The organism is Salinisphaera sp. Q1T1-3 (assembly GCF_003602005.1).
In the GTDB taxonomy this organism is placed as follows: Bacteria; Pseudomonadota; Gammaproteobacteria; order Nevskiales; family Salinisphaeraceae; genus Salinisphaera.
Genome location: NZ_QZWD01000001.1, coordinates 392,017 through 409,876 on the forward strand (window position 1 = coordinate 392,017; position 17,860 = coordinate 409,876).

Genomic DNA, 17,860 nt, shown 5'->3' on the forward strand with positions numbered 1-17,860 from the left:
GGGCCCTATTCGTCGGGCGCGATCGTCTCGACGCTGCGAATCCGTTCGCGCACCGTCTCCGGAACCCGCATGCTCGTCTGGGCCCCGAAGTCGAACCAGACCACGACGTTTTCGAACACCGCGATCACGTCATCGCGTCCGGCCGTGAACAGGCACTGTTCGATTTCGAGGCTGGAACGGCCGATACGCCGCACGCGCGTGCCGATCTCCACGTCCGCCGGGAAACGCAGCTGCTGCCGGAAACTGCAGCGCAGGTCCGCCAGAATCGGCCCGTCGCTCGTCTGACTGTCGGCTTCATCGCTGATCCGGTGGATATAGTCGATTCGGCCGTCCTCGGAGTATCGGAAGTACACCGTGTTGTTGACGTGGCCGAGACTGTCCATCTCGCCCCATTTGACCTTGATCGACGTCAAGTGCGCGTAGTCCGCGCGGCTCGGTTCGTGCATCGCCTGCTGGTACTCCCTGCATCCGTTTTCCATACGCCGGCGTATTGACACGTCGACGAGTGCGCAAGATTATACGCTTAAGAGCCACCAACGAAGACCTCATGCCCAACCGTTCGAAAAACGCATTGTCGGCCCAGGACTGGGCCGAAGCCGCACTCGAGGCCATCGGCCAGCGCGGCGTCGAAGGTGTGGCGATCGAACCGCTGGCCCGCCAGCTGGGTGTCACCAAAGGCAGCTTCTATTGGCATTTCACGAACCGCGAGGCGCTGCTCACGGCGGCCCTGCAACGCTGGGAGGCCCGCGAGACGGATGAAGTGCTCGCGCGTGTCGCCCAGGAAACCGACCCGAGAGCCCGGATTCAGCGATTGATCACCGAGGTCAATACGTCCAAGCGTGCCAGCCGGGTCTACAACGCACTGTCCAGCGCGACCAAACCGACCATCGTCCGGGAATACGTGGAACGCGTATCGCGCCGGCGCCTCGACTTCATCGCTGACTGCTATGCCGGCCTCGGTCTATCGGCCGATCGCGCGCGCCAATGGGCATTGCAGACCTACTCGGTCTTTCTCGGCTCGCTGCAGATCCGTCGCGATCTGCCGGACGAATGGCCAGCCGCCGACGACCCGGCCTTCGCCGAATACGTCCGGTTTCTTATGGTCAGCCTGCTGCCGCCGGAAGCCGGCATGCCCGCCGATGCCGACGAGGCCAACGATCTTTCCGCCGAGCGCGCGCGCCGCATCTCGGCCCGCTGATTATTTCCACGGAGGATGTCCCCGATGAGTGTCCTTTTGAGTTTGATCGTCGCTGTCGCGGCCGTCTGGTTGATGGCCTACAAGGGCGTGTCACGCGTGACCTGGAGCGCAGTGACCGTCGTCTATTTCCTCGGACTCGCGCTGTTCGGGGTCATCGGCTGGGTCGGTCTTCTGATCGCCGCCATCATCTTCGGCACGCCGATCGTGATCTTCAACAGCGCATCACTGCGCAAACAGTGGGTGACCAAGCGCGTGTTCGCCGCGTTCAAGCGCGTACTGCCGCCCATGTCCGACACCGAGCGTGAGGCCCTGGAGGCCGGCAGCACCTGGTGGGAGACCGAAATGTTCCGGGGCAAGCCGGACTGGTCCTATCTCCTGAATTTTCAGCGCACGCAGCTGACCGCCGAAGAGCGCTCATTCATCGACAACGAAACGGACACGCTGTGCGCCATGCTCGATGAGTGGGAGATTCTCAACGAGCGCCACGACATCCCCCCGGAAGGCTGGGATTACATCCGCGAGAACAAGTTCTTCGCCATGCTCATCCCGAAAGCACACGGCGGACTCGGCTTTTCCGCGCTGGCGCAGTCAACGGTGGTCGCCAAGATCGCCTCGCGCTCGCTGACCACGGCCGTCACGGTCATGGTGCCCAACTCACTCGGCCCCGGCGAATTGCTGGTCCATTACGGCACCAAGGCACAACAGGACAAGTGGCTGCCCGGTCTGGCCGACGGATCGCAGATCCCCTGTTTCGGCCTGACCGGCCCGGAAGTCGGCTCCGATGCCGGCGCCCTGCCCGACTACGGCATCGTCACGCGGGGTGAATACAACGGCGAGGAAGTTCTCGGCATCAAGCTGACCTTCTCGAAGCGCTGGATCACCCTCGCCCCGGTCGCCACCGTCATCGGACTGGCGTTCAAGCTGCACGATCCGGATCATCTGCTTGGCGACGAAAACAAGACCGAATACGGCATCACCTGCGCTCTGATCTCGGCCGATGAGCCGGGCGTCGAGATTGGCAAGCGACATTTCCCGGGCGCGTTCATGAACGGCCCGATCCACGGCACGGACGTGTTCGTCCCGCTCGATGCCATCATCGGCGGCCCGGAACGCGCCGGCGGCGGTTGGCGCATGCTGGTCGAATGCCTTTCGGCCGGACGCGGTATTTCCCTGCCGGCCTTGTCCTCGGCCGCGTCGAAGCTGTCGTATCGCATGACCGGCGCCTGGGGCCGCATCCGGCGTCAGTTCAAACTGCCCGTCGGCAAGTTCGAGGGCGTGCAGGAAGCCACCGCCCGGATCGCCGGCCTCAACTACAAGATGGAGGCGGCACGCATTCTCACGGCCTCGGCGGTCGATGAATGCACCCCATCAGTCGTCACGGCCATGGCCAAGTACCACATGACGGAGTGGATGCGCACCATCGTCAACGACGCGATGGACGTGCACGGCGGTCGCGGCATCCAGCAGGGCCCGCGCAACTATCTGTCGAGCTCTTATGTGTCGGTGCCGATCGCGATCACGGTCGAGGGCGCCAATATCCTCACCCGCAGCCTGATGATCTTCGGCCAGGGCGCCATCCGCTGCCATCCCTATGTCTTCCCGGAGATGGAAGCCGCGCGCAAAAACGATCTCGACGAGTTCGACGATCTGCTGTGTGGCCATATCGGCTTTTCGGTCAACCGGGCGGCTCGGGCCTTCACCTTCGGCCTGTTCGGCTCCATTCTCGTCGAGGCGCCGGTGATCGGCGAAGCCGCGCCCTACTATCGCAAGCTCGAACGGTTCTCCTCGGCGCTGGCCATCTGTGCCGACATCACGATGGGCCTGCTCGGCGGCGAGCTCAAGCGCAAGGAATTGCTATCGGCGCGGCTCGGCGATGTGTTGTCGGAGCTGTATTTCGCCTCCGCCACGCTCAAGTATTTCCACGACGAGGGCGAAAAGGGCGAAGACGTGGATCATCTCCACTACGTGATGGCCGAATCGCTGGCCAACATCGAAAAAGCCTTCGACGGCTTCCTGCGCAACTTCCCGAACCGCGGCGCCGCCCTTCTGATGCGCGTGCTCGTGCTGCCGACCGGACGCCGTCATCGCGGGGCCAGCGATGCGCTGGTCAACAAGCTCGGCGATGCGATCATGGAGCCGTCCGCGTTCCGCGACCGACTGTCGGCCGATATCTATCTCGGCAAGAACGCCGATTCGGCAACGGGCCGCATGGAGCAAACGTTCAAGAAACTCATCGAAGTCGAGCCAGTCTACGACAAGTTCTTCAAGGCTGTGGCCAAGGGAGAACTCTCCGGACTGACAACCGACGCACGGCTCGCATCCGCGGTCGAGCGCGGGATCCTCGACAAGAGCGAGGCTGAACAGGTCCGGGTCTACGATGAGATGCGCTACGACGCGATCCTCACCGATGCCTTCACGCCCGAATATCTCGCTGACATGGCACACAGCGCCCATGTCGACGATCGCGCGGCATCACGCGTGGCCTAGGCGTGTTGATGTTTCGTTCGAGCGCCTTTTCGTCGAGATACCACAGCGTGTCCGGCAAGGCGCGAGTCTGATCGTGGCGTGCCACGATCAGACTCGCAACGCCGCAGGGCGCCCATCGTCAATTTTTCATGGGCGGCCCAACCCTTCGGGACAAGCGCCCCAATATCAAGAACACGACCGCAATACAGCGTTCTAGCAGGCTGGCGCGGCCTCGCACGAAACATCAACAGGCCCTAGCCGAGTCGACATCGATGATCTGATCGGCCCGGGTGCCCAAGGCGTCCGGGCTTTTTCATGCCTGTCGGCTGGCTGGCCATGGCCGGCGCCAAGCCGCCAGTGCCGACGCGTGGCCACCGACGCGACCATCTCATCGGAACAGTCGATGCTTTCATTGCCGCCTGCGACCGCACGGCGGCCTGTCTTCCCACCGCCCGGTACGGGTCACGTAGGCTTGTGGCATGAACCGAACCGACACGCCCGATCTGGCGAGCGCATTCGAGACCGCCGCGTATCAGGTCCGTCTCGATCGCGAGTGGTACACGGTCGCGATCGCATCACCTTTGCCGCCGATGCTGCACACCTGGGTGACAACCCATGGCCGGCACGGTGTCGTCTGGATCATCACGGCACACAATCCCGGCGGCCGGCGGGCCACCGCTGCAGACAACCAGTTGCATGACCGGGCACTGCGCGATGCTGTGATGCACAGACCCTGGCATTGGCTGATGGCTCGCAATCGCGACCCGACGGGCCAGTGGCCGGACGAGCCTGCGTATTGGGTCGCCGGCCCGGATGCCGATTCGATACGACAACTGGCCATGCGATTCGGTCAGGCAGCGATCGTGCGTGTGGATGAGCGCGGCCTGTCACTCGACTGGATGCCGTAAACCGGCCATGCCCGGCGTCAACGATCGGAGTGGCCCAGGTCGCGAGCCGGCGCGATACGATCGCGGATCAGGCGCTTGATCGGTTTGGTTTCCGGAAATCCGCCCGCCGCGCGCCGATCGTGCAGACATTCGTCATCCAGCCAGATCTGAAACACACCCTGTTCGGCCGGTACGAGCGCGACTTCACCCAGATCATCGGCAAATGTGGTGAGCAGTTCCTGGGCCATCCATGCCGCCCGCACCACCCAGCGACAGGCAGGACAGTAGCGAATGGCGATACGCGGCCGGTGTGCGGCCGGCTCAGCCATCACCGGCGGGACGGTAAGCGGCCACGAATGCCTCGGGCATGCGCCGCGGTCGGCCGGTCGACAGCGTGACCGTCACATACTGCGTACGCCCGCGAAAGATGGTGCGGCCCGTATCGGCATGGCGGATCTGGAAACATCGCCACATCGCCAGACGTCCGTCGTTCTCGGCGATCCAGGTCGCGACCTGCAGACGGTCCCCGAGAACCGCGGCCGCCAGGTAGTCGACTTCGTGGCGTCGCACGACGCAGGCCGCATCGAGCTCGGTGTAGCGCTGCCAATCGAGGCCGAGCGCAAGCGTGTGCTGCCAGGCCGCATGCTCCATGTAGCGCATGTAGACCGAATTGTTGACGTGATTCAAACGGTCTATATCGGCGGCCTCGACCGTGATCTCCACGAAGAAAGGCACGTCGATGTCCCAGCGATCACGTTGTGGCATAAGCTCGCTCTTTCCGGGTCGAGAACGACGAAATCGACCCCTGATCGGATTCAGCTGGATGCCGGCCGACGGCCGAACACGAAAAAGCCGGCGACGGGCGCCGGCTTTCAGGACACGCGGGTGATCAGCTGGCAGCCAGCGTATCAGCCTGTACGACCGTCGACATGTCGGATGGCGTACCCACGACACCGTACAGCCGCGACAGGAACGCATCAGCCGAGGGCTTCCCGGAAAACAGCGTCTGATAGTGGGCCTGTACCGTGTCGGCAAAGGCCTGCTTGTCCTGCTCGCGCATCATGTAGGCCAGCGCATCGAGGTCCTCACCGCGACCGCGTGCGGCTTCGCTCTTGAGCATGGCGTACTGCGAATGCACGAACTTGCGGCGTGCATCGTGGTTTTGCGCGAACGCGTTGCGGCTCGCGTTCGTCGTCGCGTCGCTGGTTTGCTGGACTGCGTTCGTGGTCGCGTCCGCAATACGTGCGGTGCCGTTGACCAGCGTGTCGGAAGTCACGGTAATCTGCGAACATCCGGCCGCCGCCAGGCCCGCGCCGGCGATGGCGCCGAGACAAAGAAGCCTACGCATGAGCGTTCTCCCTGAACAAGATTAATTGTTGTGAATCAGTATTAAACCGCGACGCTTCGATGCAGCGCAATAGCGTCGAGACCGGCGGGCTGCGATCCGAACGTGCCTTGGCCGCCCACGCATCATGTCCGGCAAGGCGCCGATCCGAGTCTCGGCCGGCCGGAGAAAAGATCGCCGGTGGGCACCGGGCCTCGTCTTGCTGTACGGGCTCGATTCAGAGCGCACCCGATGTCGCGTCGCACGCCGGCCAGGCCGGCCCCGCGACACCGTTGCCGCTTGAAGGCAAACGATAGCGCCCTACTATAAGGCGCATCGAAAGACGACAATGTAGCGTACCGCCCTTTCGCGTTATACTTTCGTTCGAAAAAACGAATTCTCAACCGATCCGAGTTGTTATGGCCGCACACGAGGAAGACGTCGAAACACTGGTAGCCGAGCGTGAGTACGAAGCCGGCTTCGTGACCGATCTCGAGTCGGACACGGTGGCCCCCGGCCTCAACGAGGACGTCATCCGGTTCATTTCCGCGAAGAAATCCGAACCGGACTGGATGCTGGAATGGCGTCTCGAAGCGTTCCGTCAGTGGCAGCAGATGCCGATGCCCAAGTGGCCGCACCTGCACTATGCGCCGATCGATTTCCAGAAGATCTCCTATTACTCGGCGCCCAAGTCCGCCAAGGACAAGCCGAAGAGCCTCGACGAAGTCGATCCGAAGCTGCTGGAAACCTACGAGAAACTCGGCATCCCACTGCGCGAGCAGGAAATGCTGGCCGGTGTCGAGGGTGCGGAGTACCCGTCAACATCGAGCAACGTCGCGGTCGACGCCGTATTCGACAGCGTATCCGTTGCCACGACGTTCAAGCAGAAGCTCGCCGATGCCGGCGTGATCTTCTGCTCGATCTCCGAGGCGATCCAGGAATACCCCGAGCTCATTCGCAAGCATCTCGGCACGGTCGTACCGCGCGGCGACAACTTCTTCGCCGGGCTCAACGCAGCGGTGTTCACGGATGGCTCGTTCGTCTACATCCCGGAAGGCGTGACCTGCCCCATGGAGCTTTCCACGTATTTTCGTATCAACGCCGAGAACACGGGCCAGTTCGAACGCACGCTGATCGTCGCCGAGAAAGGCAGCCACGTCTCGTATCTGGAAGGCTGCACGGCACCGCAGCGCGACGAGAATCAGCTGCATGCGGCCGTTGTGGAGCTGGTTGCCGAAGACGACGCCGAGATCAAGTACTCGACGGTTCAGAACTGGTATCCGGGCGACGAGAACGGCCGCGGTGGCATCTACAACTTCGTGACCAAGCGTGGCGATTGTCGCGGTGATCGCTCGAAGATCTCCTGGACACAGGTCGAGACAGGCTCGGCGATCACGTGGAAGTATCCGAGCTGCGTGCTCAACGGCGACGACTCGGTCGGCGAGTTCTACTCGGTGGCCGTCACGCGTGGCATGCAGCAGGCCGATACCGGCACCAAGATGATTCACGTCGGCAAGAACACCAAGTCGACGATCATCGCCAAGGGCATTTCCGCCGCACGCGGCGAACAGTCGTACCGTGGCCTGGTCAAGATCCTGCCAAGCGCGGTCAATGCCCGGAACTTCACCCAGTGCGACAGCCTGCTGATCGGTGACAAGTGTGGCGCACACACGTTCCCCTACGTGGAGTCGAAGAACAGCACCGCCAAGCTTGAACACGAGGCCACCACCTCCAAGATCGGCGAAGACCAGATGTTCTACTGTCAGCAGCGTGGGCTATCCGAGGAGGACGCGGTCAGCCTGATCGTCAACGGCTTCTGCAAGGACGTCTTCAAGGAATTGCCGATGGAGTTCGCGGTCGAGGCACAGAAACTGCTCAACGTCACGCTCGAGAACGCGGTCGGCTGATCGAATCGGCGCTGGCCCCTTCAGCGGGCCCGTGCCGGTCGGCACGGGCCTGTCTTAATTTCAACAGTCGAAACCTCTATGATTTCAATCAAGAATCTACACGCCGAGGTCGAGGGCAAGCCGATCCTTCGCGGCATCGATCTCGAGATCCCGGATGGCGAAGTTCATGCCATCATGGGCCCGAATGGTTCCGGCAAGTCCACGCTGGCCAGCATTCTCGCCGGCCGCGAGGAGTACGAGATCACCGAAGGCAGCGTGATCTACAAGGACAAGGAGCTTCTGGAGCTCGGGGCGGACGAGCGCGCCTGCGAAGGCGTATTCCTGGGGTTCCAGTATCCCGTCGAAATTCCGGGTGTTTCCAACCTCTACTTGCTCCGGGCTGCGCTCAACGCCCGACGCAAGTATCGCGGTGAGCCGGAGATTGATGCGGTCGACTTCATGCAGATGGCGCAGGAGAAGATTGCGCACGTCGGCATGAGCATGGAAATGGCCAAGCGCGGCGTGAACGAGGATTTCTCGGGCGGCGAGAAGAAACGCAACGAGATTTTCCAGATGCTCATGCTCGAGCCGAGCCTCGCCGTGCTCGATGAAACCGACTCCGGCCTGGATATCGACGCACTGAAAGTGGTCTCCGACGGTATCAATCGCCTGCGCTCGCCCGAGCGCTCGGTCGTTCTCGTCACGCACTACAAGCGTCTGCTCGAGCACTGTGTGCCGGACCGCATCCACGTCCTCTATCAGGGACGTATCGTCCGATCGGGCGGGCCGGAACTGGCCGACACCCTCGAAGCCGAGGGCTATGCCAATCTCGAAACCGACGAGGCCGCGACCGCATCATGAGCGCTGTCGAACAGATCGAACCCAGCATCGACCACTACCTGGCGGAGTATGCACGCGTCGAGCGCGATCTGCCGGGCAGTGACGAGTCGAAGCGAGGCCGCTCGGCCGAGCTGGCGCGGTTCGCCGAGGCCGGCTTCCCGAACACCCGTCAGGAGGATTGGAAATACACCAGCCTCGCACCGGTCGAGAAGCGACGCTTCGAGCTGTCGGACACGCCGCACGCGATCGGCATGGACGACATCGCCGCGTTTCTTCCCGAAGGGCTCGAGGCCTATCGACTGGTGCTCGTTGACGGCCACTTTGTTGCCGGCCTGTCCGATCTGGATCGCCTGCCCGAAGGCGTGACCGTGCGCTCGTTCGCCGCTTGGTTGAACGATAATGCAGGCGCGACCGTCAAGGCCGCCCAGATCTCCGAGGAACCGGGTAGCCTGAGCGCGATGAATGCCGCGCTGTTCACCGACGGCGCCTATATTGAAACCGCCGCCGGTGCCGTGCTGGACAAACCCCTGCATGTGATCAGCGTGGCCTCCGGCGCCGTCGACGAGCGCATGACGCAGGTTCGTCATCGCTATGTGATGGGCGAGAACAGCCAGGCCACGATCGTCGAGCACGCCATCGGGCTCGGTGACAAGGCGTATTTCGCCAATGCCGTGACCGAGGCTGTCATGGGCCGCAACGCCCAGCTCACACGGGTGCGACTGCAGCAGGAATCCGGTCGTGGTTATCACGTCTCAAGCTTCTTCGCCGAACAGCGCCGCGATTCGCGTGTCTACAACCACGGCGTGGATCTCGGCGGCCGTCTGGCCCGGATCAACACCAATACGCGCCTGGTCGACCAGAACGCCGAAGTCCATTTCAACGGTGTCTATCTGCCCACCGGGCGACAGCATATCGACAACCACACGCGCATCGAGCATGCCACCGAGCACAGCATCTCGCGTGAGCGTTACAAGGGCGTTCTCGCCGGCCACGGCCGCGGCGTCTTCAACGGCATGATCCTGATCCAGAAGGATGCCCAGAAGACCGACTCGGACCTGTCCTGCGATGCCCTGCTGCTATCGGACAAGGCCGAAGTCGACGCCAAGCCGGAGCTGGAGATCTACGCCGACGATGTCACGGCCGGCCACGGCTCGACCGTCGGGCAGCTCGACGAAGACGCCGTGTTCTATCTCAAGAGCCGCGGGGTCGACGAGGAAGGCGCGCGTGCGATTCTGACCTACAGCTTCGCCAAGTCGCTCATCGAGCAGATCGGCATGCCAGCGGTGGCACGGTACGTCGAAGCCGCCATGCTGGTGAAGCTGCCGGGCGGCACCGCTTTCGCAGATCTCGCCTGATCGTCAAACGAGGTATCCCATGTCGCAAGTCCAGCCCCTATCCGCGATGAAGAACGGTTTCGACGCGGAACGTGTGCGTCGTGACTTCCCGATTCTGGAAGAAGCGCTGCCGTCCGGGCAGCGACTGGTATACCTCGATAACGCCGCCACCACCCAGAAACCCGCGGCGGTTCTCGATGCCAGCGACGCTTACTACCGGCATGCCAATGCCAACGTGCATCGCGCCATTCATACCTTGTCGCAACGCGCTACCGCTCAGTATGAGGGGGCCCGGGACAAGGCCGCAGCGTTTCTCGGCGCCGCCTCGCGAGACGAGATCGTCTACACGAGCGGGACCACCGACGGCATCAACCTGGTAGCCCAGTGTTTCGCGCGACCACGACTGTCGCCCGGCGACGAAATTCTGCTGACCGAGCTGGAGCATCACTCCAACATCGTGCCCTGGCAGATGATCGCCGAAATCACGGGTGCCAAGGTGGTCGTGGTCCCGATTGGCGATGACGGCAGCGTCTCGCTTGCGGATTTCAAGGCGCACCTGTCGTCGAAAACCGTCATCGCCGCATTCGCCCATATCTCGAATTCGCTCGGCACCGTGCTTCCGGTCGCCGACATGATCGAGGCCGCACACGCCGCCGGCGCCACGACGCTGATCGACGGCGCACAGGCGGTTGCGCACGCGAAGGTCGATGTGCAGGCGCTCGATGCCGATTTCTATGTCATGTCGGCACACAAGCTGTTTGGCCCGACCGGTTTCGGCGTGCTCTACGGCAAGAAAACGTTGCTTGAGGACATGCCCCCGTATCAGGGCGGCGGCGATATGATCGAACAGGTCTCCTTCGCCGGGACGACCTACAACGACGTGCCCTACAAGTTCGAAGCCGGTACGCCGAACATTGCCGGCGCCGCCGCGCTCGGCGCCGCCATTGACTATGTCTCGCAGTTCGACATGGGCGAGGTTTTCGCGCACGAGCACGAACTCCTCACGCGGGCGACCGAAGCCATGCAGGCCATCGACGGATTGCGCATCGTCGGCACGGCACCGGGCAAGGCCGGCATCATCTCGTTCGTCATGGACGGCGTACACGCACACGATATCGGCACGCTTCTCGACGAATCCGGTATTGCCATACGCACCGGCCACCACTGTGCCATGCCGGTGATGGAGCGTTTCCAGGTTGCGGCGACGGCGCGTGTCTCCTTCGGGCTCTACAACACGGATGCTGATGTGGATGCGCTGATTGCGGGCCTCGAAAGCATCCAACGCATTTTCGGCTGAAGCAGCCGTCGAACGACTCTTTCAGGATTCGAACATGACCGACTGGACCGACGTCTGCCAGGACGGCGACCTCGAGAACGGCCAGTGCCGTATCGTGGATGTGGACGACACGATGATCGCCGTCTTCCATCAGGATGGCGGCTATTACGCCATTCAGGACATGTGCACCCACGACGGCGGTGAGCTCGCCAGTGGTGAGGTCGAGGGCGATGAAGTGATCTGCCCACGACATGGCGCACGCTTTTGCATCAAGAACGGCAAGGCCCTGTCGGCGCCGGCCTACGAAGATGTCGATACCTTCCCCACCCGCGTCGAAAACGGGGTTGTGCAGGTTCGCGACGATCGTTTCGACTGACCCTGACTATAGCGATAAGTTGCACGACGCGGCCTGACACAGGCTGCCCGGGTCACCCCATACGCGTCGAGCGATTCCGACCGGCGTGATCGCTCGCTTCAGGGCATGCCATGGCGCAGCGGTCACCTGGTCGCTCGGCGTGTCGTGCGGCTGAGGCGCCGAGCGCTTCCCGAGACGGGCCATGAGACAGGACTCGGATCACACGCATGGTGCGTGGGTGTGATGTCACCAGGTACGAACGCGGGTTGCCGCCCTGTTTTTGATTCGGCGCGCTTGTCGCGATCACTCCGGCCGCCCACGACAATTCGACGACCGGTGGTTCGCACGAAACATCAACAGGCCCTAGGCTGGCTCGGCGTGCACGACGATCAGGTCGAGGTTTTCCTGGCCCCGGAACTCGTTGACCGCAAGCTGGAAGACGAGCCGATGGGCGATCGTCTCCTCCAGCGTCTCCTCCCGATTGAACCAGATACCGGCCATCGCAGGCGCGTCGCCGGCGGCCGGCGACAGGCGTAGCTTGAGGTGATGCTCGCCGACGATGCGCTGGCTCAGGATGTGGAATCGGCCGTGAAACAGCGGCGCTTCGAATCCGGCGCCCCAGGGCCCGGCGTCGCGCAGGCGTTTCGCGGTCTCGAGGGTGAAATCGCCGGCCGAGAGCTCACCGTCGGTCAGATACGCGCGTGTGCGCAGCGCCGGCGTCAGAACGTCGGCTGTGGCGGTATCGAACGCCTGCCTGAAGTCATCGAGATCAGCTGCCGCCAGGCTCAGGCCCGCGGCCTGCGCGTGTCCCCCGAAACGACGAATGAGCCCGGCGTGCCGTGCATCGATCGCCGCAAGGATATCGCGAACATGCACGCCGGGAATCGACCGGGCCGATCCTTTCAGTTCGCCGTTCGCGCCGGGCGCAAACGCCACGACCGGACGATGAACCCGTTCACGCACGCGGGCGGCGATGAGCCCCACGATGCCCTCGTGCCAGTCCGCGCCGTGGACGACAAGCCCCGCCGGCATGTCCGTGCCGGACAACGACAGATGGGCCAGCGCCTGTTCGGCATCGGCAACCATGCGTCGCTGGGCCCGGCGTCGGTCGCGGTTGATCGCCGATAGTTGCTCGGCGGCCGCCCGCGCCGTGTCGGGATCGGCCGCACGCAGGCAGTGCACACCGATCGCCATGTCATCGAGCCGTCCGGCGGCGTTGATCCGCGGGCCGATGGCAAAGCCGATATCATCGGGCGTCAGACGGCGATGATCGCGGCCGGCGATATCGGCGAGTGCGACAATGCCCGGGCGCCCTCGACCCGCGCGGATGCGGCGCAGCCCCTGGGCGACGAGCGTGCGATTGAGGTGGTCGAGGGGGACGACATCGGCCACGGTACCGACAGCCACGAGATCCAGAAAATCCCCGAGGCGCGGCAGATGCGTTGCCCCCTGCGCAGCCCGACGCGCTCGCAGTGCCGCCATGAGATAGAACACCACGCCGACGCCGGCCAGGCGTTTGCTCGCAAACTCGCAGCCGGGCTGGTTCGGGTTGACCACGGCTTCGGCATCGGCCGGGAGCGTATCGCCCGGCAGGTGATGATCGGTGATGACCACACGCCAGCCGGCCGCCCGGGCCGCGGTGACACCGGCATGGGCAGCGATACCGTTGTCGACCGTCAACAGCACCGCGCCGGCAGCGCTCGGCGGCCCGAGCGCCTCGACGACGGACGGCGACAGACCGTAGCCATGGGTCGCCCGTTGCGGCATGAAATGATCCACCGCGACGGCACCGCAGGCCGAAAGCGCCTCCAGCGCCAGTGTCGTACTGGTCGCACCGTCTGCGTCGAAATCCCCGACGACGCAGATCGGGGCGCCGGCATCGATGGCCGCGCAGAGAATGCTAACCGCCCCGTCGACGCCCTTCAGCGCCGAGAAATCCGGCAGGTGCGATAGCGCATAGTCGAGCTCGGCCGGATCAGCGATGCCCCGGCCGGCATAGATACGAGCCAGCAGCGGCTGGCCGAGATACGCCAGAGCCGTCACGTCGCCCGTCAGCTCGCGCTCGACGATACGCGGGCTTTCGTCGTCGACATGTCGGGGTTGGCCTGACGCCATGGGCTCCTCGGTTCGATTCATGCCAAGCGGCAACATGGCAGCCATGTCCCGGGCTGCGACACGCCGCCGAAAGCGCCGCCCGCCGCATCAAGGCCAAGCGCCCGTGCGCAAATGCATCGAAGGCGGGCAGCCCCGGATCAGAGCCCGACGACGCGTCGGCGCCCTCACCCGGCACGACGCCGGAGCGAGGGCACGGTCGCACTCAGTGGCGCTTGGCCGCCACGTATGCCTGCACGGTTTCGAGCTCGGCGTCGAGCACATCGTAGTGCTCTTCGCGCGTCATCAGATCGTGCATGGCCTCGGGAAGCGGCGCGCCTTCGAAACCTGCCTTGACGATCGCCGCTTCGAACTTGGCCGGATGCGCGGTGGCCAGCGTGATCATGGGCGTCGCTGCGTCGGCTCGACAGACCTGTGCCGCACGGTAGCCACAGGCTGTATGGGGATCGAGCAGCTGCCCGGTATGGGCATGCGCCTCGCGAATGACCTCGAGAATCGTTTCGTCGTCCACGGTGTGGCTCGAGAACAGATTGCGCAGGGCTTCCAGCGCTTCGTCGTCGATTCGGGCCTTGCCCTCGGCAAAGTCGGCCAACAAGCGAGCCAGACGGTCGCTGTCACGCCCGTAGGCCTCAAACAGCAGGCGCTCGAAATTCGACGAGACGACAATATCCATCGACGGCGCGAGCGTGGCCTGTAGCGCACGACGCGAGAAATCGTTGTCCGCCATCGTGCGGTGCAGGATATCGTTGGCGTTGGTCGCAATCACGAACTGCGCGACCGGCAGCCCCATGCGATAGGCCATATAACCGGCGAACAGGTTGCCGAAATTGGCCGACGGCACGGTGAACGAGACTGCCCGGTGCGGCGCACCCAGGGCCACGCCTGCGGCGACGTAATAGACGATCTGGGCCATGATCCGTGCCCAGTTGATCGAGTTGACGGCGATCAGCCGCGTGCCCTGGAGAAATGCCTGATCGGCGAAACTGGCCTTGACCATGGCCTGGGCATCGTCGAAATCGCCGCGGATGGCAATGTTGTGCACGTTGGCCGCGCCCACCGTGGTCATCTGACGACGCTGGACCTCGGAGACCCGCTCATGCGGATGCAGAATGAAGATATCGAGGTTGTCGCACGCCCGACAGCCCTCGATGGCCGCGGAGCCGGTATCGCCCGAGGTTGCGCCCATGATCACGCCCTGCTCGCCACGTCGGCCCAAGAAATGATCCAGCAGGCGACCGAGAAGCTGCAGCGCAATGTCCTTGAACGCCAGCGTCGGCCCGTGAAACAGCTCCAACAGGTGATGATCGTGCGAGAGCTGAACCAGCGGCACCACGGCATCGTGATTGAAACTGGCATAGGTCTCGTGAACGATGGCCGCGAAGACGTCGTCGTCGATGGCTTCGCCCACGAACGGCCGCATCACGCGGACCGCGATCTCGGCATAGGACAACCCGGACATCGCCGCGAGTTCGTCGTGCGAGAACTGCGGGACATGCTCGGGCACATAGAGGCCACCGTCCGGCGCCAGGCCGGTGAGCACGACATCCTCGAATCCGATGGCGGGCGCATTGCCGCGCGTGCTGACGTAGCGCATCAGTCCTCGAACTCCGCGACCCGATAGTGCACCACGCCTTCGCGCGTGGTGGGCAGCGCCATGATGTGCGACAGCGCGTCCATCAGCGTGGCTTCCCGGGCGCGCTTGGTGATGATGATGATGCGGGCATCGTCGTCGCTGGTCGGCGGGTCCTTCTGCAGGATGGCCTCGATGCCGATCGCCCGCTCGGCCAGCAAACGCGTAATCTCGGCCATGACGCCGGTCTGGTCGGCGACCTGTACCCGGAAGTAGTGGCCGCAGACGAAATCCTCGGAGCCCAGAATCGGCACTTCGGCGATCTGATCCGGCTGGAAGGCCAGATGCGGCACCCGACCGCTCGGATCGACGCTCATCATGCGCGCGGTGTCGATCATGTCGGCCACGACCGAGGAGGCCGTCGGCCCGGCTCCGGCACCGGCGCCGTAGTAGGCCGTCGGGCCCACCGCGTCGCCGTAGACCATGATCGCGTTCTTCTCACCCTCGACGTTGGCCAGCAGTGCGCGCTCGGCCACCAGCGTCGGGTGCACACGCATCGATACGCCATCATCCTGGCGCTGGGCGATGCCGAGATGCTTGATGCGATAACCCAGCTCGGCGGCGTATTCGATATCGTCGGCCGCGATCCGCCGGATGCCGTCGGTGACGATCCGATCGAACGACAGCGGAATCCCGAAAGCGATACTGCCGATGATCGCGAGCTTGTGTGCGGCATCGATGCCCTCGACGTCGAAGGTCGGATCCGCTTCGGCGAAGCCGCGCGCCTGGGCATCGGCCAGCGCCTGTTCGAACGAGACATCCTCGAAATTCATCTGCGAGAGAATGAAGTTGCCGGTCCCGTTGATGATGCCGGCCACCCATTCGATCCGATTGGCCGCCAGCGACTCGCGTATCGCCTTGATGATCGGGATCCCGCCGGCCACGGCCGCCTCGAAGGAAACGACCACCCCGGCCTCGTCGGCCGCGGCGAAGATCTCGTTGCCGTACAACGCGATCAGGTGCTTGTTGGCCGTGACGACGTGCTTGCCGTTGGCGATCGCAGCCATGACCAGGTCATAGGCTTCGGTGTCGCCGCCGATCAGTTCGAGGACGACATCGATCGCCGGATCCGCGACGATCGCCTGACAATCGGTCCCGAGTTCGATGCCGCGGGTATCACACTCCCGCTCGCGAGCGGGATTGCGCACCGCCGCCCGGGTCACGCGAATTTCGCGCCCGGCGCGCCGGGCGATTTCGTCGCCGTTGCGTTCGAGCAGGTTCACCACGCCGGCACCCACCGTGCCCAGGCCGAGAACACCGACCTTGACCGCATCCATCATGTCAATCCTGTCTGTGAGTCGTTTATGCCGCGACGACGCCGTCGCGTTTGAACATGCGCTTGATGTTGCGCAGCGCCTGACGCGTGCGCTGATCGTTCTCGATCAGACCGAAACGCACATGCGTATCGCCGTATTCGCCGAAGCCGATGCCCGGCGAGACCGCCACGTGGGCGTCGGCCAGCAATTTCTTGGTGAATTCCAGCGACCCCATCTCTTTATAAGCGTCCGGTATCTCGGCCCAGACGAACATCGTCGCCTTCGGCGGGATCACCGGCCAGCCGATGCTGTTGAGGCCACGGCACAGGATATCGCGCCGGTCCCGATACAGTGTCCGGATTTCCTCCACGCAGTCCTGCGGGCCATTGAGTGCCGCGATGGCCGCGATCTGCACGGGCGTGAACATCCCGTAATCCAGATACGACTTCATGCGCGACAGTGCGGCGATGAGCTCGCGATTACCGCACATGAAACCGATGCGCCAACCCGGCATGTTGTAGCTCTTGGACAACGTGAAGCACTCGACCGCGACGTCCTTGGCGCCTTCGACCTGCAGGATCGACGGGGCTTCGTAGCCGTCGAAGGTCAGATCGGCATAGGCCAGGTCCTGGACGATCCACAGATCGTACTCACGCGCCATGGCAACCATGCGCTCGAAAAACGCCAGATCCACGCCCTGAGTGGTGGGATTCGACGGGAAATTGAGCAGCAGCATCTTCGGCCGCGGCCAGGATTCCTTGATGGCCTTTTCAACTTCGGCGAAGAAGTCCGTATCCGGCATTGCCCGGATATGACGCACATCAGCGCCGGCGATCACCGCGCCATAGGTATGGATCGGATAGGCCGGATTGGGCACGAGAACCTGATCGCCCTGCTGGAGAATCGCCAGCATGAGATGGGCCAGCCCTTCCTTCGAGCCCATCGTGACGATGGCCTCTGCATCCGGATCCACGTCCACATCGAAACGACGCTTGTACCAGGCCGAGACCGCCTGACGCAGCCGCGGCACGCCACGCGATGCCGAATAGCGATGCGTGTCCGGACGCTGGACGCTCTCGGTCAGTTTATCGACGATATGCGACGGCGTCGGCTGGTCCGGATTGCCCATGCCGAAATCGACGATGTCCTCGCCTCGCGCTCGGGCCGCCTGCTTGAGTTCGTTGATGATCGCGAACACGTATGGCGGCAGGCGATTGATCCGCGCGAAATTGGATTTGGACGATGCGTCGGCCATGATGATTCAGTCGGTTGGGCCTGGCGGATACACGACGCTGC

General features: G+C 63.6%; 16 protein-coding genes. 8 read left to right on the forward strand and 8 right to left on the reverse strand.

Translation table 11 applies throughout. The annotated features are described in order from the left end of the window. Positions 1-5: 5 nt before the first annotated feature. Positions 6-446: a thioesterase family protein gene (locus tag D3260_RS01790; RefSeq protein ID WP_158583343.1), complete on the reverse strand. Its 441-nt coding sequence runs from the start codon at positions 444-446 to the stop codon at positions 6-8. A gap of 101 nt (positions 447-547) precedes the next feature. Between D3260_RS01790 and D3260_RS01795 the strand changes: the two genes are divergently transcribed. From D3260_RS01795 to D3260_RS01805, 3 genes are all read left to right on the forward strand, one after another. Then, positions 548-1,198: a TetR/AcrR family transcriptional regulator gene (locus tag D3260_RS01795; protein WP_120096832.1), complete on the forward strand. Its 651-nt coding sequence runs from the start codon at positions 548-550 to the stop codon at positions 1,196-1,198. 24 nt (positions 1,199-1,222) lie between these two features. Then, entirely contained in the window at positions 1,223-3,685 is a 2,463-nt protein-coding gene (locus D3260_RS01800; protein ID WP_120096833.1) for an acyl-CoA dehydrogenase, read from the forward strand. Between the two features lie 458 nt (positions 3,686-4,143). Next, on the forward strand, positions 4,144-4,572 hold the full coding sequence (locus D3260_RS01805) for a DUF3293 domain-containing protein (RefSeq protein ID WP_120096834.1): 429 nt from the start codon (positions 4,144-4,146) through the stop codon (positions 4,570-4,572). Positions 4,573-4,589: 17 nt separating this feature from the next. Here D3260_RS01805 and D3260_RS01810 read toward each other — a convergent pair whose 3' ends face one another. The 3 genes from D3260_RS01810 to D3260_RS01820 form a co-directional block, all read right to left on the reverse strand. Next, positions 4,590-4,880 (reverse strand): SelT/SelW/SelH family protein, encoded by a 291-nt coding sequence (locus D3260_RS01810; RefSeq protein ID WP_120096835.1) that lies wholly within the window; start codon positions 4,878-4,880, stop codon positions 4,590-4,592. Next, entirely contained in the window at positions 4,873-5,316 is a 444-nt protein-coding gene (locus D3260_RS01815; protein ID WP_120096836.1) for a thioesterase family protein, read from the reverse strand. Before D3260_RS01815 ends, D3260_RS01810 begins: the two co-directional genes overlap by 8 nt. A gap of 124 nt (positions 5,317-5,440) precedes the next feature. Further along, complete coding sequence (locus D3260_RS01820; protein WP_120096837.1) at positions 5,441-5,899, reverse strand: DUF3015 family protein; 459 nt, start codon at positions 5,897-5,899, stop codon at positions 5,441-5,443. A gap of 395 nt (positions 5,900-6,294) precedes the next feature. On the opposite strand from D3260_RS01820, the gene sufB reads away from it, so the two are divergent. The 5 genes from sufB (at position 6,295) to D3260_RS01845 (ending at position 11,587) form a co-directional block, all read left to right on the forward strand. Continuing rightward, positions 6,295-7,782: a Fe-S cluster assembly protein SufB gene (sufB, locus tag D3260_RS01825; protein WP_120096838.1), complete on the forward strand. Its 1,488-nt coding sequence runs from the start codon at positions 6,295-6,297 to the stop codon at positions 7,780-7,782. A gap of 78 nt (positions 7,783-7,860) precedes the next feature. After that, positions 7,861-8,622 (forward strand): Fe-S cluster assembly ATPase SufC, encoded by a 762-nt coding sequence (sufC, locus tag D3260_RS01830; RefSeq protein ID WP_120096839.1) that lies wholly within the window; start codon positions 7,861-7,863, stop codon positions 8,620-8,622. Beyond that, on the forward strand, positions 8,619-9,956 hold the full coding sequence (gene sufD, locus D3260_RS01835; RefSeq protein ID WP_120096840.1) for a Fe-S cluster assembly protein SufD: 1,338 nt from the start codon (positions 8,619-8,621) through the stop codon (positions 9,954-9,956). Before sufC ends, sufD begins: the two co-directional genes overlap by 4 nt. A 19-nt stretch (positions 9,957-9,975) precedes the next feature. Then, positions 9,976-11,232 carry an aminotransferase class V-fold PLP-dependent enzyme gene (locus tag D3260_RS01840; RefSeq protein WP_120096841.1) on the forward strand — a complete coding sequence of 419 codons (1,257 nt, stop codon included), beginning with the start codon at positions 9,976-9,978 and terminating at the stop codon, positions 11,230-11,232. 34 nt (positions 11,233-11,266) lie between these two features. Then, a complete protein-coding gene (locus D3260_RS01845) occupies positions 11,267-11,587 on the forward strand; it encodes a non-heme iron oxygenase ferredoxin subunit (protein WP_120096842.1) in 321 nt (106 codons plus the stop codon). A gap of 342 nt (positions 11,588-11,929) precedes the next feature. Here D3260_RS01845 and recJ read toward each other — a convergent pair whose 3' ends face one another. The 4 genes from recJ to alaC all read right to left on the reverse strand — a co-directional run bounded on the left by recJ (position 11,930) and on the right by alaC (position 17,819). Next, the gene (recJ, locus tag D3260_RS01850; protein ID WP_120096843.1) at positions 11,930-13,681 is read right to left on the reverse strand and encodes a single-stranded-DNA-specific exonuclease RecJ; all 1,752 of its coding nucleotides are present in this window, start codon (positions 13,679-13,681) and stop codon (positions 11,930-11,932) included. Positions 13,682-13,883: 202 nt separating this feature from the next. Further along, positions 13,884-15,272 (reverse strand): threonine synthase, encoded by a 1,389-nt coding sequence (gene thrC / locus D3260_RS01855; protein WP_120096844.1) that lies wholly within the window; start codon positions 15,270-15,272, stop codon positions 13,884-13,886. Then, complete coding sequence (locus tag D3260_RS01860) at positions 15,272-16,585, reverse strand: homoserine dehydrogenase (RefSeq protein WP_120096934.1); 1,314 nt, start codon at positions 16,583-16,585, stop codon at positions 15,272-15,274. The genes thrC and D3260_RS01860 overlap by 1 nt, the downstream gene beginning before the upstream one ends. A gap of 25 nt (positions 16,586-16,610) precedes the next feature. Then, a complete protein-coding gene (gene alaC / locus D3260_RS01865; RefSeq protein ID WP_120096845.1) occupies positions 16,611-17,819 on the reverse strand; it encodes an alanine transaminase in 1,209 nt (402 codons plus the stop codon). Between the last annotated feature and the right edge of the window lie 41 nt (positions 17,820-17,860).

What these genes read in the sequence shown, in the direction of transcription:
- D3260_RS01790 (WP_158583343.1), bottom strand. Translation starts at nt 446, where the DNA reads ATGCACGAACCGAGCCGCGCGGACTACGCGCACTTGACGTCGATCAAG.
- D3260_RS01795 (WP_120096832.1), top strand. Translation starts at nt 548, where the DNA reads ATGCCCAACCGTTCGAAAAACGCATTGTCGGCCCAGGACTGGGCCGAA.
- D3260_RS01800 (WP_120096833.1), top strand. Translation starts at nt 1,223, where the DNA reads ATGAGTGTCCTTTTGAGTTTGATCGTCGCTGTCGCGGCCGTCTGGTTG.
- D3260_RS01805 (WP_120096834.1), top strand. Translation starts at nt 4,144, where the DNA reads ATGAACCGAACCGACACGCCCGATCTGGCGAGCGCATTCGAGACCGCC.
- D3260_RS01810 (WP_120096835.1), bottom strand. Translation starts at nt 4,880, where the DNA reads ATGGCTGAGCCGGCCGCACACCGGCCGCGTATCGCCATTCGCTACTGT.
- D3260_RS01815 (WP_120096836.1), bottom strand. Translation starts at nt 5,316, where the DNA reads ATGCCACAACGTGATCGCTGGGACATCGACGTGCCTTTCTTCGTGGAG.
- D3260_RS01820 (WP_120096837.1), bottom strand. Translation starts at nt 5,899, where the DNA reads ATGCGTAGGCTTCTTTGTCTCGGCGCCATCGCCGGCGCGGGCCTGGCG.
- sufB (WP_120096838.1), top strand. Translation starts at nt 6,295, where the DNA reads ATGGCCGCACACGAGGAAGACGTCGAAACACTGGTAGCCGAGCGTGAG.
- sufC (WP_120096839.1), top strand. Translation starts at nt 7,861, where the DNA reads ATGATTTCAATCAAGAATCTACACGCCGAGGTCGAGGGCAAGCCGATC.
- sufD (WP_120096840.1), top strand. Translation starts at nt 8,619, where the DNA reads ATGAGCGCTGTCGAACAGATCGAACCCAGCATCGACCACTACCTGGCG.
- D3260_RS01840 (WP_120096841.1), top strand. Translation starts at nt 9,976, where the DNA reads ATGTCGCAAGTCCAGCCCCTATCCGCGATGAAGAACGGTTTCGACGCG.
- D3260_RS01845 (WP_120096842.1), top strand. Translation starts at nt 11,267, where the DNA reads ATGACCGACTGGACCGACGTCTGCCAGGACGGCGACCTCGAGAACGGC.
- recJ (WP_120096843.1), bottom strand. Translation starts at nt 13,681, where the DNA reads ATGGCGTCAGGCCAACCCCGACATGTCGACGACGAAAGCCCGCGTATC.
- thrC (WP_120096844.1), bottom strand. Translation starts at nt 15,272, where the DNA reads ATGCGCTACGTCAGCACGCGCGGCAATGCGCCCGCCATCGGATTCGAG.
- D3260_RS01860 (WP_120096934.1), bottom strand. Translation starts at nt 16,585, where the DNA reads ATGGATGCGGTCAAGGTCGGTGTTCTCGGCCTGGGCACGGTGGGTGCC.
- alaC (WP_120096845.1), bottom strand. Translation starts at nt 17,819, where the DNA reads ATGGCCGACGCATCGTCCAAATCCAATTTCGCGCGGATCAATCGCCTG.